Consider the following 13,278-nt stretch of genomic DNA (forward strand, 5'->3'; position numbering starts at 1 on the left):
ATTCTGTGACAACCCTCAATAGTAAACTCTCGGCAAAATGGCGTGAGGGGCATGGTGGCGCAGCCCCCGTGATATAAGGGCTGAGCGGTAATTTGTTGCAGGTAATATTTTTTGATTATCTCTGGATAATTCGACTGGAATGGGTGGGTTTTCTGCTAAATATGACGGAGTGATGACGGTTATGCCATGGAGAGAATATTTGGCAGATGAACCCACTTTTCTGCGAAATAGATCACCAGGAATCAGCACACCATATTCCTGGTGAAAGCAGGGTTAAAAATCCCAGTCGTCGTCGGCGGTCTCTTCCGTTTTACCTATCACGTACGAGGAGCCGGAGCCGGAGAAAAAGTCGTGGTTTTCATCGGCGTTAGGTGACAGCGCGGCGAGGATCGCCGGGTTAACCGCCGCCATCTCCGCCGGGAACAGCGCTTCATAGCCGAGGTTCATCAGCGCTTTGTTGGCGTTGTAGCCCAGGAAAGCGCTGACGTCGTCAAACCAGCCGCTCTCGCCGTACAGTTCCCGGCTGTAGGCCAGCTCGTTGTCGTAAAGATCCATCAGCAGATCGAGGGCGAAATTTTTCAATTCTTCGCGCTTTCCGGGGCTGACGATCTCCAGTCCTTTCTGATACTTGTAGCCAATGTAATAGCCATGTACCGCTTCATCGCGAATGATCAGACGGATCAGATCCGCGGTATTGGTCAGTTTTCCCCGGCTGGAGAAGTGCATTGGCAGCCAGAAGCCGGAATAGAAGAGAAAGGATTCGAGGAACACGCTGGCGATTTTTTTCTTCAGCGGCTCGTCGGCCTGATAGTAGCCCAGCATCAGCTGCGCTTTACGTTGCAGGGGTTCGCAGCTTTCACTCCATGCGAAGGCGGCATCCACCTCTTTGCTGTGGCACAGCGTGGAAAAAATGGAGCTGTAAGAGCGGGCATGAACCGCTTCCATAAAGCTGATGTTCGACAGTACCGCCTCCTCATGCGGGGTCAGGGCGTCCGCCATCAGCGCCGGGGCGCCGACGGTGTTCTGAATGGTGTCGAGCAGCGTCAGCCCGGTGAAGACGCGAATGGTCAACTGCTGCTCCGCCGCGCTGAGGGTTTGCCAGGCGGGAATGTCGTTCGATAGCGGCACTTTCTCCGGCAGCCAGAAGTTGCTGGTGAGACGATTCCAGACCTCAAGATCTTTGTCGTCATCAATGCGGTTCCAGTTGATAGCGCTGATGCGCGTTAAATGAGTCATCCTGTTCTCCTTACAGTGCGCAGGACACGCAGCCTTCAATTTCAGTGCCTTCCAGCGCCAGCTGGCGCAGACGGATGTAGTAGAGGGTCTTAATGCCTTTCTTCCAGGCGTAGATTTGCGCCTTGTTGATATCGCGAGTGGTGGCGGTATCCGGGAAGAACAACGTCAACGACAGCCCCTGATCGACGTGGCGCGTCGCCTCGGCGTAGGTATCAATGATCTTCTGGGGCCCTATCTCGTACGCATCCTGATAGAGGGCCAGATTGTCGTTATTCATAAACGGCGCGGGGTAGTACACCCGTCCGGTCTTCCCCTCTTTGCGGATCTCAATCTTCGAGACGATCGGATGAATGCTGGAGGTGGCATGGTTGATGTACGAGATCGACCCGGTGGGCGGCACCGCCTGCAGATAGCGGTTATAGATGCCATAGCGCATGACATCGTCGCGCAGCTGGCGCCAGCTTTCCCGGTCGGGCAGGGAGATACCGGCGCGGGCGAACAGTGCGCGCACCCGTTCGGTTTTCGGCTGCCACTCCTCCTGCAGATATTTGTCAAAGTACGCCCCGCTGGCGTAGCGCGACTGTTCGAAGCCGGCGAAGCGCTGGCCGCGCTCGCGGGCCAGCAGCATTGAGGTGTGCAGGGCATGCCAGGTCACGGTGTAGAAATAGATATTGGTGAAGTCCAGCCCCTCCGGACTGCCGTAGGCAATCCCTTCCCGCGCCAGGTAACCGTGAAGATTCATCTGACCCAGGCCGATGGCGTGGGAGGCCGCATTGCCGGCCGCCACCGAGGGAACCGACTGTATGTCGCTCATATCGGACACCGCGGTCAGGGCGCGCACCGCGGTGGCGATAGTGCGGGCAAAATCCGGCGAGTCCATGGTATGGGCGATGTTCAGCGAGCCGAGGTTACAGGAGATATCTTCTCCGGTATGGGCGTAACTGAGGTTCTCATCATAGGTGGATGGCGTACTGACCTGCAGAATTTCGGAACACAGATTGCTCATGGTGATCCGTCCGGCCACCGGATTGGCACGATTGACGGTATCTTCAAACATGATGTACGGATAGCCGGATTCAAACTGGATCTCCGCCAGGCGCTGGAACAGATCGCGAGCGCGGATCCAGCGCTTGCGGACCCGTTCATCGGCCACCAGCTGCGGATAGAGATCGCCGATGGCGCAGTCGGCGAAGGGTTTACCGTACAGCCGCTCGACGTCATATGGCGAGAACAGGGCCATCTGCGCGTCTTCTTTTGCCAGCTGGAAGGTGATATCGGGGATCACGACCCCCAGCGACAAGGTTTTGATGCGGATTTTCTCATCGGCATTCTCACGCCGGGTATCGAGGAAGCGCAAAATATCGGGATGGTGCGCATGCAGCCAGACCGCTCCCGCCCCCTGGCGGGCGCCAAGCTGGTTGGCATAGGAGAAGGCGTCCTCCAGCATCTTCATCACCGGCACCACCCCGGAGGACTGATTTTCGATGCGCTTGATCGGCGCCCCGGCCTCGCGCAGGTTGGAGAGTAAAAAGGCCACACCGCCGCCGCGCTTCGACAGCTGCAGCGCCGAGTTAACCGCCCGGCCGATGGACTCCATATTATCTTCAATGCGCAGCAGGAAGCAGGAGATCAGCTCCCCGCGCTGCTGTTTTCCGGCGTTGAGGAAGGTGGGGGTCGCGGGCTGGAAGCGGCCGCTGAGCATCTCTTCCATTAACTGCCGCGCCTGCTGGTCATCTCCCTGGGCCAGCGTCAGCGCCACCATTACGCAGCGATCGGCAAAATCCTCGAGGTAGTGCTTGCCGTCAAAGGTCTTCAGCGCGTAGCTGGTATAGAACTTCCAGGCGCCGAGGAAGGTCTGAAAGCGAAACGCGGCGCGCCGGGCATGGGCGAACAATGCCAGCACAAACGCGCGGTCATAGCCGGCCAGCACCAGCGGATCGTAATAGCCCTCGCGGACGAGCCAGGTGAGTTTATCGTCCTGGCTGGCAAAGGTGAGGGTCTTGGGCCGGACCTGGGCGGTCATAAAGGCCTCCACCGCCTGGCGATCTTTCTCAAACGGGATGCGGCCCTCGCTGTCGTACAAATTCAGCATCGCGTTGAGGGCGTGAAAATCCGCCGCGGCGGTTATACGTTCTGCGGTTGTCGTTGCCAAAATTCGCTGACTCCTTTACGCACGTTGTCGATATCGTCGGGGGTTCCCATCAGCTCGAAGCGGTAGAGATAGGGCACAGCGCATTTTTGCGCGATGACATCCCCGGCACGCCCCCAGGCGTCGCCAAAGTTGCGATTGCCAGCGGCAATCACCCCGCGGATCAGCTGGCGGTTATGCACGTCGTTTAAAAAGCGGATCGCCTGACGCGGTACCGCGCCGGCCGTACCGCCGCCGCCATAGCTGGGAACGATGAGAATATAGGGTTCGTCTACCTGCAGATGTTCACGCTCGTTCAGCGGAATGCGCACCGCCGGCAGCCCCAGGCGCTGCACAAAGCGATGGGTATTCTCCGAACGACTGGAGAAGTAGACGATGAGGCTCATGCGCTGGCCGCCGTGACGGAGGGGCGCAGGCGATTGATCATATCCGGGCGGAAGCCGCTCCAGCGCAGGTCACCAGCGATCACCACTGGCAACTGGCGAAATCCCTGCTCGCGCAGGGTGTCGGCGGCATCCGGCTGCTGGTCGACGTTCACCATTTCAAAGGCCAGTCCCCGGCTTTCCATGGCTCGCCGTGTGGCATGGCACTGCACGCAGTCATTTCGAGTGTAAATAATAATGCGCATGATTCGTATTTCCATTTAAGATAACAGCACGGCGCTAAACGCAGCGTCGAACGTTGTGGGTCATTCGATAAGGAAATACTAGATGTAGTTATTTAAAAGTTCAACCACTCAATATATAGCGTTTTTAGTCAGAAGATCCCCCGCCAGGACAATTCGGCGGAGGAGGGGGAAGGCTGTGCGGAACTACAGACGCATGGCGACGGCGAGACGGTTAAAGGCGTTCATCAGGCTGATGGCTAAGGTCAGATCGCTTATCTGACGCGGGGTAAAATGTTCGCGCAGCGGCAGGTAAACGTCATCTTCCGCATGGCTGACGGCAATGTCGGTGACCGACTCGGCCCACGCCAGCGCTGCGCGTTCGGCAGGTGTGAAGTGAGCGCTTACCCGCCAGCCCGCCAGGGCATCCAGTTTGCTTTGCGCCATACCGCCTTTGCGCAGCGCCTGGCTGTGCTTCTCAAGGCAGAAGGCGCAGCCGTTGATCTGCGAGACGCGTAAATAAACTAGCTCCACCAGGGCGCTGCCCAGTTCGCTTTTCTCCAGCGCGATGCTGGCCTGTACCAGCCCTTTATAGACTTCCGGGCTCAGTTCACTGAATGGCTGACGTAATTGGCTCATGGTGTTCTCCTCTCTAAGACGGCAGCCAAAATAGCACTATAATGGACTGCAAAAGATAGCCATATTGTGATGAAAAAAGCAGACCATAATGGAAGCGACCCACCTCCCTCTCTATCAGCGTATTGCCCGCCAGCTGAAATCGGCGATTGAACGTGGCGAACTGACCCCGGGCAGCCGTCTGCCCGCCAGCCGGGTGTTTGCTCAGGAGCAGGGTGTCTCCCGGGCGACTATCGAAAACGCCTGGGGTGAACTGGTCGCCCAGGGGTGGCTCGAGCGGCGTGGGCAGGCGGGGACTTTTGTCAGCGAGCGGCTCAGTCCGCGCCAGCTGGCGCCGGTTACGCCAGCGCAATCAGTCGCCTCGACGGACCCGTTGCCCTTTCAGATGGGGCTGCCGGCGCTGGATCTCTTTCCGCGCGGGTTGTGGGCGCGAGTGATGGGGCGTCGGCTGCGGACGCAGTCGCGGTTCGACCTTGCCCCCGGCGATCCCGGCGGCGACCCGCTTCTGCGCCAGGCGATCGTGGACTATCTGCGCCTGTCGCGCAGTATTGACTGCCAGCCGGAGCAGGTGCTGATTACCGGCAACTATACTACCTCCATGGATCTTATCCTGCGTACGCTGGCGCAGCCGGGACAGCATATGTGGATGGAGGATCCCGGGTATCCCTTTATCCGCCCGGTCGTTGAGGCCAGGCAGCTGGTGGTGGATGCGATCCCGGTGGACGACGAAGGAATGAATGTTGGCTGGGGCCTGCGTCATCATCCTCAAGCGCGGTTTGCCCTGCTCACCCCGGCGCACCAGAGTCCGCTGGGGGTCGCGCTGTCGCTTCCCCGGCGTCGCCAACTGCTGGCGTGGGCGACAGCGCGCGACGCATGGATTATTGAGGACGATTACGATAGCGAGTTTCGCTATCACGGCAAACCGCTGCCGCCAGTGAAAAGCCTCGATGCGCCGCAGCGGGTTATCTACGCGGGCACTTTCAGTAAGTCGATGTTTCCGGCGCTGCGCACCGCCTGGCTGGTGGTGCCGACCCCGCTGGTGGCGCGTTTTCATCAGACGGCGGAGCGCCAGCCCTGCACCGTTCCTACTCTGTGGCAGCAGACGCTGGCGGATTTTATCCAGCAGGGACATTTCTGGCGTCATCTGAAAAAAATGCGCACCAACTATAGCCAGCGCCGACAGTGGCTCGAGTCGGCCCTGCAGGCGCAGGGCTTTCGGGTCACGCCGCAGCAGGGCGGTATTCAGCTGGTCATGCCGGTCAGCGGCAACGATCGCCTGTTGGCCCGGCAGGCGGTTGAGGCCGGGCTGGCGGTGCAGGCGCTGAGCGACTGGCGTCTTCGCCATGCAGGCGAGGGGGGATTACTGATGAGTTTTACCAATATTCGCTCAGCGGCGATGGCCGACGAACTGGCCCGGCGGCTCAGAGAGGCGATCGCGAACGATGGTGCATAAAAAACCCCTGCGGCCAGAGGCGCGCAGGGGCTGACGCGTATTTGTTATCTTCATTAGATTCCGTGAAGCTCGCGGGCTTCCGCTCGCCAGGCGCGCGCGGAAGCTGACGCTGTCTCTATTATCGACGTAAATTGAGCAATACGCCAATAAATACCCCGACGGCGGCGGCGGCGCCGACGCTGTGCCACGGTTTATTGCGCACGTAGGTATCGGCGCAGCCCAGCGCATCACAGGCTGCCTGGCGGGCATCCAACGCCGCCTGCTGCACCCGGTTGTGACCGTTGAGGCGGGCACGGGTCTCTTTTAGCAGCGACTGTGCTTTAACGCGCGCCGCTTCCGCTTCCTCTTTCGCGTCACTGCCCCACGATTTCAGCACCTCTTCCAGCGTATCCGCTAATTGACTGACATCGTTATGGATATCCTCAGCATTCTCGTCAAAATTGTTGCGGTTCACATGGTTAGCCATCGTTATCTCCCTTAATTCCATCGAGTGAGTAAGTGTAGGACAAGATTTTGAATTATGCTTACTGCTGTGGTTTCTGGAATTTTCCGAAAGCACTGCGCTTAACGAATAAGGTAAGGTCAATGTGCGGTAAAAGATAACGAGGAATCAGTATGTATTTAAGACCCGATGAGGTGGCGCGTGTTCTTGAAAAAGCCGGCTTCACCATGGATGTTGTGACGCAAAAAGCGTACGGCTATCGCCGAGGCGATAATTATGTTTATGTGAACCGCGAAGCGCGCATGGGGCGGACAGCGTTAATTATTCATCCAGCGCTAAAAGAGCGTAGCAATATGTTGGCCGAACCGGCCTCAGATATCAAAACCTGCGACCATTATGAACAATTTCCGCTGTATTTAGCCGGAGATGCGCAGCAGCATTATGGTATTCCGCATGGATTTAGCTCACGGATGGCGCTTGAGCGTTTTCTGAATGGACTATTTGGCGAAGCCCAGCCGGTGATGTCGACAAATTAATACGGTGGTTGAGGACCGGGGCGGAGCAGGCTGACGAGAGAGCGACTGGCAGGGCCAGTCGCTGGAATGGCGTCGGTCAGGCTTTCGCCTGCTGGTAAGGGGCCACGCGGAACAGGCGGCGACAATAGTCGAGGAAGTAACCGTAAGCGGCGCCCATCATCATCGATACTGCCAGGTTTGAGCTCACCGCAGCGACAATCTGGTGCCAGTCTGCACCCACACTCCACAAAATCGCGACATACACTGGCGACTGAAAAGTGACGTAGGCCAGCACGTCGGCCATATTTTTCATCCAGCCGGCCGGGCTAATGCGCCGGGCCTGACGCATCGCAAAGTCGCGATAAAAACCATAGGGCACGGCAATAATAATGTTGACCGGGATTGCCACCAGGCGCGACGATAACGACTGCTCAAACGTCATACCAGAGAGAAAAATTTCGATCATCATGTTGACGACGGTGCAGTAAACCACCATCGCAAAGGTGTCTGCAACCGCATGCCGCAAGCGGGAGTGCGCAGAGAACATCGGAGTGCTCCTCGAAAATGAAGTCAATAACGCCGAAAAATGCGCGTTGGTATAGCGTTTTTGGGCTGCCTGTTTTGATGTGCGTAGAGTATATCTCTGCATTAAAAGTGGCAACTAGCTATAAATTTTTATTTATTGCCTTTTTGTCGATAAAATACTCTGCAATGGTTCATTTTCTGTCCGTTACGCTACTTTTATTCCCATTTCTAATAAAATTATTATTTTTCAGTTGCTTATGGTTTGTTTTTCTATCGTCTCTGGTCAGCGAGTTGACGCCTGACTGCCCGCTGTGGCGCAAAATCACGTTAGACTGTGACTGATGTCGTGTTTAGAATTTTTTATGCCATTAGTCGCATTTTTGTGGTGTAAAACTCTGAATCGGTGTGTGTCGTTTTATTCTGAATACCTGATTAACTATTCAGTGTGCCGTGAGGGGTATATCGGCGCGGTCACTGATGAACAGAAGGTAAGTCGCTGACCATAAAGATAATATCCTCAATGAGATATATTTTATTGTGCGCGATTGCGCTGTTTTTATTTATTCATTCTCTCTTTTGGGGATATTGATGAAAAAGGCAAGGCGCTTTGCCAATATAGTCATTAGGATAACAACTACTTTCTACGTAATATATTTTTATGGATAACCGAAGGCTGGAAATAAATAAGCGTTTCTATTACACTTGCCGCGTTGTATCTTTTAATTGGTTATCTGGGATTTTTTAATTTTATGTCTTTAATGTTACACAAACTGAATAATATCCGTTCACTCCGTGCCCTGTCCCGTGAATTCTCCATTGACGTGCTTGAAGAGATGCTGGAAAAGCTCAGGATCGTCACTGAAGAAAAACGTACGCAACAGCAGCTGGCGGCGCAGCAGCAGGCTGAATATCAGGAAAAAGTGAATACCTGGCTTGAGCTGATGCGCGCCGACGGTATTTCTCCTGACGACCTCGTGGCGGATATTCAGCCGCCGATGGCGGCAGGGAAAAAGCGGCAACCGCGCCCGGCGAAATATCGTTATACCGATCATACTGGCGCAGAAAAAACCTGGACCGGTCAGGGAAGAATGCCGAAGCCGATTGCTCAGGCGGTCGCTCAGGGGAAATCGCTGGACAGTTTTCTCATTTAAAGCCGATCCGGCCAGTGTCATGACGGTGGGGGGAGACCCACCGTTCAGTCTGGCCTTGTGAATCAGCGGGAGGGGGGCTTCAGCAGACGCCGAAGTCGCCTTCTTCCTGATAGGGCGTCACCTCGTCTGACTTCAGCGTATAGCGCTCACCCTGCTCTTGCGCGGCCTGAACCACCACCAGCTGTTCTCCCTGCACTTCAACCACTTTCAGTTTTGGCCCACCCGCACGCGGTTGTACCAGATCGTCGACAGAAAACATCATTCACTCCTCACGGTTAACATCCTGGATGAACCTCAAACATAGCTCAACGGCCGGCCACTGAACACCGGCTGTGTTGTTTTTTGTTAAAACAATTTGGTGGTATATGTATTAGTGTTGTTAATGTTTTGCTGGCGCCAAACCGCTGCTGACAAGGGGGACGGCGAAGGTAGGGTTACCACCGAATTGGTCAGGAAAGACATTATGAAGTATATCATTCTATTAATTATTGTTATTGCTGTGCTGTACGTCCATTACCGCGGGCGGGTGCGCTATCGTTTCTGGCGACAGCTCTCCGATCATTCAACATTTACTGCTCCGCTGAATGGATTTATGTATTTATTTTCCCGCGTGCCGAATACGCCATATCTGCGCCCGGAGATGTTTCCCGAGCTGGCGATATTGCAGCAGAACTGGCAAGTTATTCGCGACGAAGGGATCCACCTGCAGCAACTGGAGCAGATTAAAGCGGCCGATAAATATAACGATGCCGGATTTAACTCATTTTTTAAAACCGGCTGGAAACGCTTTTATCTGAAATGGTATGAGGATGCCCATCCCTCCGCCAGCCAGCTCTGTCCATACACCACCGCGCTGCTGCGCGATATCCCGTCGGTGAAAGCGGCCATGTTCGCCACCCTGCCGGACGGCAGCCGTCTGCCGCGCCACCGCGATCCCTACGCTGGTTCGCTGCGCTTTCATCTCGGCCTGGCGACGCCGAACGATGACCGCTGCTTTATTGAGGTGGATGGCCAGCGCTACAGCTGGCGCGATGGGGAAGGGGTGCTGTTTGATGAGACCTATATTCACTATGCGGAAAATACCAGCGGTGAGAATCGGCTGATTCTGTTCTGTGATATTGAACGGCCGATGCGCTACCGCTGGGCGCAACAGGTTAACCACTGGCTGGGACGTCATCTGATGAGCGCCGCCTCGGCGCCCAACGATACCGGCGATCGCATTGGCGGGATTAACCGGGCGTTTCGCTATATCTACCAGATACGTATTGTCGGCAAGCGGCTGAAAAAATGGAATAAGACGGTCTATTACATCGTTAAATGGCTGCTCTTTGGCGGCATTGCCTGGCTTATCTGGAGTGCGTTTTAACCCTCCTGACGCCGGTTCCAGGGCATGATCGCCAGCAGGCGCGCCATGCCGCAAAAGCCGGTCACCCCGGCGAAGGTGAGCCCGGCGCCGACCGCGCCGCTGAGCAGAAAGAAGCCGCTGCTCACGGTATAGCCCAGCAGTACACCGAGTAAAATCAGGACGCCAGCGGCAATTTGTACCTGGCGCATCAGCGGCAGCGGCTGGGATTTATCCTCCTCAACCGGGAACCCTGCGGCCCTCCAGCCCTGAATCCCCCCGGCCAGCAGGCTTGCCTGCGCCGGTGCGGCGGCGGCGGCCAGGCGAATCGCGTTATTCTGCGTCCGGGAACCCGCCTGGCAGTGAAAAATGACCGTCTCTCCGGCCCGGGCATTGAGGGTCGCACCGTTGGTCAGGCTGGCGAGCGGCACCAGCTCGGCATCGGGAATATGTTCGCGCGCGTATTCATCCGCATCACGGATATCAATCAGTCTGGCGCCCTGGGCAATCAGCGCCCGGGCTTCGGCAGGGGTTAAGGTGGCGATAGTCATAGGATCCTCACGGGCAATAGAGCGTTTTCAGCGTGTTGATCACCTGCTGTACCGCAGGGTGGGTGATGAAATAGTGGATACGCTGGGCATCGCGCTCGCTGTCGATCAGCCCCTCGTCACGCATCCGCGCGAGGTGCTGCGAGGTCGCGGAAGGACTCAGGCCGGTGGCGCGGGCCAGTTCACCGGCGCTGGCGCGCGGCGCATCGCACAGCATGCACAGGATCAGCAATCGGTGAGGATTGCTCATGGCTTTCATCAGCGCGGCGGCTTCTCCGGCGCGGGCCTGCAGGTCTTCAGGTGTGGTCATGTATTTTAGCTTTCTCTAAATTTAGATAACTCTAAAATAAAAACATCGCCTGCGCCAGCGCTATTTATTTATTCGTGACTCAGGCCGGAACGGCGAGCTGGGCAATCTGCGCCCGGGCGCTGGCGATCCCTGCGTCGCGACCATGCGGACGATTATCCAGCCCTTCGGCATAGATAAATTCCACTTCGCCGATCCCCATCAGCCCCAGTACCGCGCGCAGATAAGGCGTGATGGCATCGGTGGTCTCTCCCTGGTGAATACCGCCGCGGCTGCTGACGACCACCGCCCGAACACCCTCGACCAGCCCTTGCGGCCAGCTGTCGGTGTAGCGAAAGGTTTCCCGCGCCCGCGCCACGAGGTCGAACCATTTCTTCAGATCGGTCGGGACGTTGAGGTTATACATCGGCGCGCCGATCACCAGCAGGTCGCTGGCTTTTAACTCGGCGATAAGCTGGTCGGAGAGCGCAACCGCCGCGCGGATGGTCGGCTGCGGATCCACTGCCCCGCGCAGGGCGGCGAACAGGGGGTGATCCAGCGTTGGCAGCGCCATGGCGCTGAGATCGTGTTCCGTGAGCCGATCGCGGTGTCCCGCCGCCTGGCGCGCCGCGAGAAATTCATTAATCAGCTGATTGGTCAAGGATGTTTCGCCATTAATGCTGGATTTTAACACCAGAACGTTTGCCATAAGGGATGCCTCAAGTGAAGGATGGAGGCAGAGACTAGCACTGTCTTTTTTCTCTCTGGAGTGACATTATTTTCCTCTATTGTATCCCATAAGGAACCAATCTGTGCGCGACGATCTGAACGCGATCCCGGTGTTTGTCACCGTGGTCGAGAGCGGTAACTTTGCCAGCGCGGCGACGATCCTCCACGTGACGCGTTCGGCGGTGGGTAAAACCATTGCCCGGCTGGAAGCGCGCCTCGGCGTGGCGTTATTCCAGCGGACAACCCGTCGGCAACTGCTGACGGAAGAGGGGGAGCAATTCTACCACCAGTGCCGGGAAGCGCTGGCGCGCATCCGCGAGGCCGAAGAGGCGATCCAGCGCGGGAAGGGCGAGGTGCAGGGGCGGCTGCGGATCTCGTTACCGGTGCTGTTTGGTCAGCGCTGCGTGGCACCGCTGCTGTTCCGCCTGAGCCAGCGCTATCCGTTACTGAAGCTCGAGCTCCACTACAGCGACCGGCAGGTCAATCTGCTGGAGGAGGGGGTTGATCTTGCGGTGCGTATCGGAAACCTGGCCGATACCGGGTCGCTGCGGGCGCGGGCGCTGGGGGAGCATGGCATGGTGCTGTGCGCGGCGGCGGATTACCTGCGACGCCAGCCGCCGCCGCAGACGATCGCCGGGCTGAGCGAGCACCGCACCCTCGGCTATCTGCACAACGGCCAACTGCAAAAATGGCAACTGTACGACCCGCAGCAGGGTGAAGTGCGCTTCAGTCCGGAGACGGGGCTGGTACAGGATGATTTTGCCGCCATCGCGGCGGCGGTGCAGCAGGGGATGGGCATCGCCTGGCTGCCGGACTGGCTGGTGGCCAAGGGGCTTGCCGATGGGGCGCTACAGCAGGTTCTGGCATCCAGTGCCTATGCGCGTTTCGCCATCCACGCGGTGTGGCCGGAGGGGCCGTGGCTGCCGCAAAAAACGCGGGTGGCGATCGATGCTCTGCGGGAAGGACTGCGCCTTGCTAAAAGCACACCGTCCAGCGGTTAAGGGTATCTTAAGGCGTCCGGGCGATAATGACAGAAAGATGACGACTGAGAGCTATCGCTATGAACGCCCTGGAAACCCTGAATCAATCTGTTTTTTTTGCGCTTAACGCGCAGCCTGGCGCCGCGGAGAGTCTGCTGTCGCTGGCGCGTGTTTGTGCCAGCGGTATCGTGTTTATGATGCCGGCGATCGCGCTCGGTCTGTGGTTTCTCGGTGGTCGCGAGGGGCACCGCCAGGCGCTGTTTATGACCCTGTCCGTGGTCATTTCCCTCGGGTTGGGGATGGTGTGCGGGACGCTCTGGTTCCATCCGCGGCCGTTTATGATCCCCCTCGGCCATACCTGGATAAGCCATCCGGCGGATAATAGCTTCCCCAGCGATCACGGTACGGTGATGTTCAGCGCCGCGTTTGCGCTGTTGTCGCTACGCCTGCGGGCGCTTGGCCTGCTGGTGCTGCTGGCTGCGCTGCCGGTGGCCTGGTCGCGCATCTATCTTGGGGTACATTTTCCGCTGGATATGGTGGGCGCGGCCCTGGTCTCCATCGGCGGGGTCATCGTGGCGAAGCGGGTCTGGCAGGCGGTCGGCCCACGGCTGGTGCTGCTGTGCGAGGCCGTCAGCCGGCGGATGTTCTCCTGGCTGCCGGCGCGCTTTACGCCGTAGCCTCA

Annotated in this window: 16 protein-coding genes and 1 pseudogene; 6 read left to right on the plus strand and 11 right to left on the minus strand. The window is 57.5% G+C overall.

What is annotated here, in order from left to right; translation table 11 throughout:
• Positions 1–273: 273 nt before the first annotated feature.
• From nrdF to CWM53_RS02275, 5 genes are all read right to left on the minus strand, one after another.
• Entirely contained in the window at positions 274–1,236 is a 963-nt protein-coding gene (nrdF, locus tag CWM53_RS02255; RefSeq protein ID WP_074387792.1) for a class 1b ribonucleoside-diphosphate reductase subunit beta, read from the minus strand.
• Between the two features lie 10 nt (positions 1,237–1,246).
• Positions 1,247–3,388, minus strand: a complete 2,142-nt coding sequence (gene nrdE, locus CWM53_RS02260) for a class 1b ribonucleoside-diphosphate reductase subunit alpha (protein WP_074387793.1) — start codon at positions 3,386–3,388, stop codon at positions 1,247–1,249.
• Positions 3,361–3,771, minus strand: coding sequence for a class Ib ribonucleoside-diphosphate reductase assembly flavoprotein NrdI (gene nrdI, locus CWM53_RS02265; RefSeq protein WP_100632153.1), 411 nt, complete (start codon positions 3,769–3,771; stop codon positions 3,361–3,363). Before nrdI ends, nrdE begins: the two co-directional genes overlap by 28 nt.
• Complete coding sequence (nrdH, locus tag CWM53_RS02270; protein WP_061153588.1) at positions 3,768–4,013, minus strand: glutaredoxin-like protein NrdH; 246 nt, start codon at positions 4,011–4,013, stop codon at positions 3,768–3,770. Before nrdH ends, nrdI begins: the two co-directional genes overlap by 4 nt.
• A 183-nt stretch (positions 4,014–4,196) precedes the next feature.
• Positions 4,197–4,628 (minus strand): carboxymuconolactone decarboxylase family protein, encoded by a 432-nt coding sequence (locus CWM53_RS02275; RefSeq protein ID WP_080897708.1) that lies wholly within the window; start codon positions 4,626–4,628, stop codon positions 4,197–4,199.
• A gap of 88 nt (positions 4,629–4,716) precedes the next feature.
• Here CWM53_RS02275 and CWM53_RS02280 point away from each other — a divergent pair, with 88 nt between their 5' ends.
• Positions 4,717–6,078, plus strand: coding sequence for a PLP-dependent aminotransferase family protein (locus CWM53_RS02280; RefSeq protein WP_100730384.1), 1,362 nt, complete (start codon positions 4,717–4,719; stop codon positions 6,076–6,078).
• Positions 6,079–6,196: 118 nt separating this feature from the next.
• Here the strand turns inward: CWM53_RS02280 and CWM53_RS02285 are convergent, their stop codons facing one another.
• Positions 6,197–6,544, minus strand: coding sequence for a DUF883 domain-containing protein (locus CWM53_RS02285; RefSeq protein ID WP_002914293.1), 348 nt, complete (start codon positions 6,542–6,544; stop codon positions 6,197–6,199).
• A gap of 149 nt (positions 6,545–6,693) precedes the next feature.
• Between CWM53_RS02285 and CWM53_RS02290 the strand changes: the two genes are divergently transcribed.
• Positions 6,694–7,056: a DUF2002 family protein gene (locus CWM53_RS02290; protein WP_100675867.1), complete on the plus strand. Its 363-nt coding sequence runs from the start codon at positions 6,694–6,696 to the stop codon at positions 7,054–7,056.
• Between the two features lie 76 nt (positions 7,057–7,132).
• Here the strand turns inward: CWM53_RS02290 and alaE are convergent, their stop codons facing one another.
• Positions 7,133–7,582, minus strand: coding sequence for an L-alanine exporter AlaE (gene alaE, locus CWM53_RS02295; protein ID WP_008806131.1), 450 nt, complete (start codon positions 7,580–7,582; stop codon positions 7,133–7,135).
• Positions 7,583–8,309: 727 nt separating this feature from the next.
• Between alaE and stpA the strand changes: the two genes are divergently transcribed.
• The gene (gene stpA / locus CWM53_RS02305) at positions 8,310–8,711 is read left to right on the plus strand and encodes a DNA-binding protein StpA (protein WP_074387825.1); all 402 of its coding nucleotides are present in this window, start codon (positions 8,310–8,312) and stop codon (positions 8,709–8,711) included.
• Positions 8,712–8,790: 79 nt separating this feature from the next.
• On the opposite strand, the gene CWM53_RS02310 is transcribed toward stpA, so the two are convergent.
• Entirely contained in the window at positions 8,791–8,970 is a 180-nt protein-coding gene (locus CWM53_RS02310; RefSeq protein WP_061153592.1) for a hypothetical protein, read from the minus strand.
• 204 nt (positions 8,971–9,174) lie between these two features.
• Here CWM53_RS02310 and lpxO point away from each other — a divergent pair, with 204 nt between their 5' ends.
• Positions 9,175–10,077: a lipid A hydroxylase LpxO gene (lpxO, locus tag CWM53_RS02315; RefSeq protein WP_074387797.1), complete on the plus strand. Its 903-nt coding sequence runs from the start codon at positions 9,175–9,177 to the stop codon at positions 10,075–10,077.
• Here lpxO and CWM53_RS02320 read toward each other — a convergent pair.
• The 3 genes and pseudogenes from CWM53_RS02320 to CWM53_RS02330 form a co-directional block, all read right to left on the minus strand.
• Positions 10,058–10,604: pseudogene (locus CWM53_RS02320) on the minus strand (rhodanese family protein). The gene lpxO and the pseudogene CWM53_RS02320 sit on opposite strands and share 20 nt — an antisense overlap.
• A 7-nt stretch (positions 10,605–10,611) precedes the next feature.
• Positions 10,612–10,911, minus strand: a complete 300-nt coding sequence (locus CWM53_RS02325) for an ArsR/SmtB family transcription factor (protein ID WP_002914277.1) — start codon at positions 10,909–10,911, stop codon at positions 10,612–10,614.
• 79 nt (positions 10,912–10,990) lie between these two features.
• A complete protein-coding gene (locus CWM53_RS02330; RefSeq protein ID WP_100730383.1) occupies positions 10,991–11,596 on the minus strand; it encodes an FMN-dependent NADH-azoreductase in 606 nt (201 codons plus the stop codon).
• Between the two features lie 103 nt (positions 11,597–11,699).
• On the opposite strand from CWM53_RS02330, the gene CWM53_RS02335 reads away from it, so the two are divergent.
• Together CWM53_RS02335 and CWM53_RS02340 are read left to right on the plus strand one after the other, a co-directional pair.
• Positions 11,700–12,617 (plus strand): LysR family transcriptional regulator, encoded by a 918-nt coding sequence (locus tag CWM53_RS02335; RefSeq protein ID WP_074387800.1) that lies wholly within the window; start codon positions 11,700–11,702, stop codon positions 12,615–12,617.
• A 59-nt stretch (positions 12,618–12,676) separates the two neighbouring features.
• Positions 12,677–13,273, plus strand: a complete 597-nt coding sequence (locus CWM53_RS02340; RefSeq protein ID WP_074387801.1) for an undecaprenyl-diphosphatase — start codon at positions 12,677–12,679, stop codon at positions 13,271–13,273.
• The last annotated feature ends 5 nt before the right edge of the window (positions 13,274–13,278 follow it).

Source organism: Klebsiella sp. A-Nf5 (genome assembly GCF_002810545.1).
GTDB classification, from domain to species: domain Bacteria; phylum Pseudomonadota; class Gammaproteobacteria; order Enterobacterales; family Enterobacteriaceae; genus Klebsiella; species Klebsiella variicola.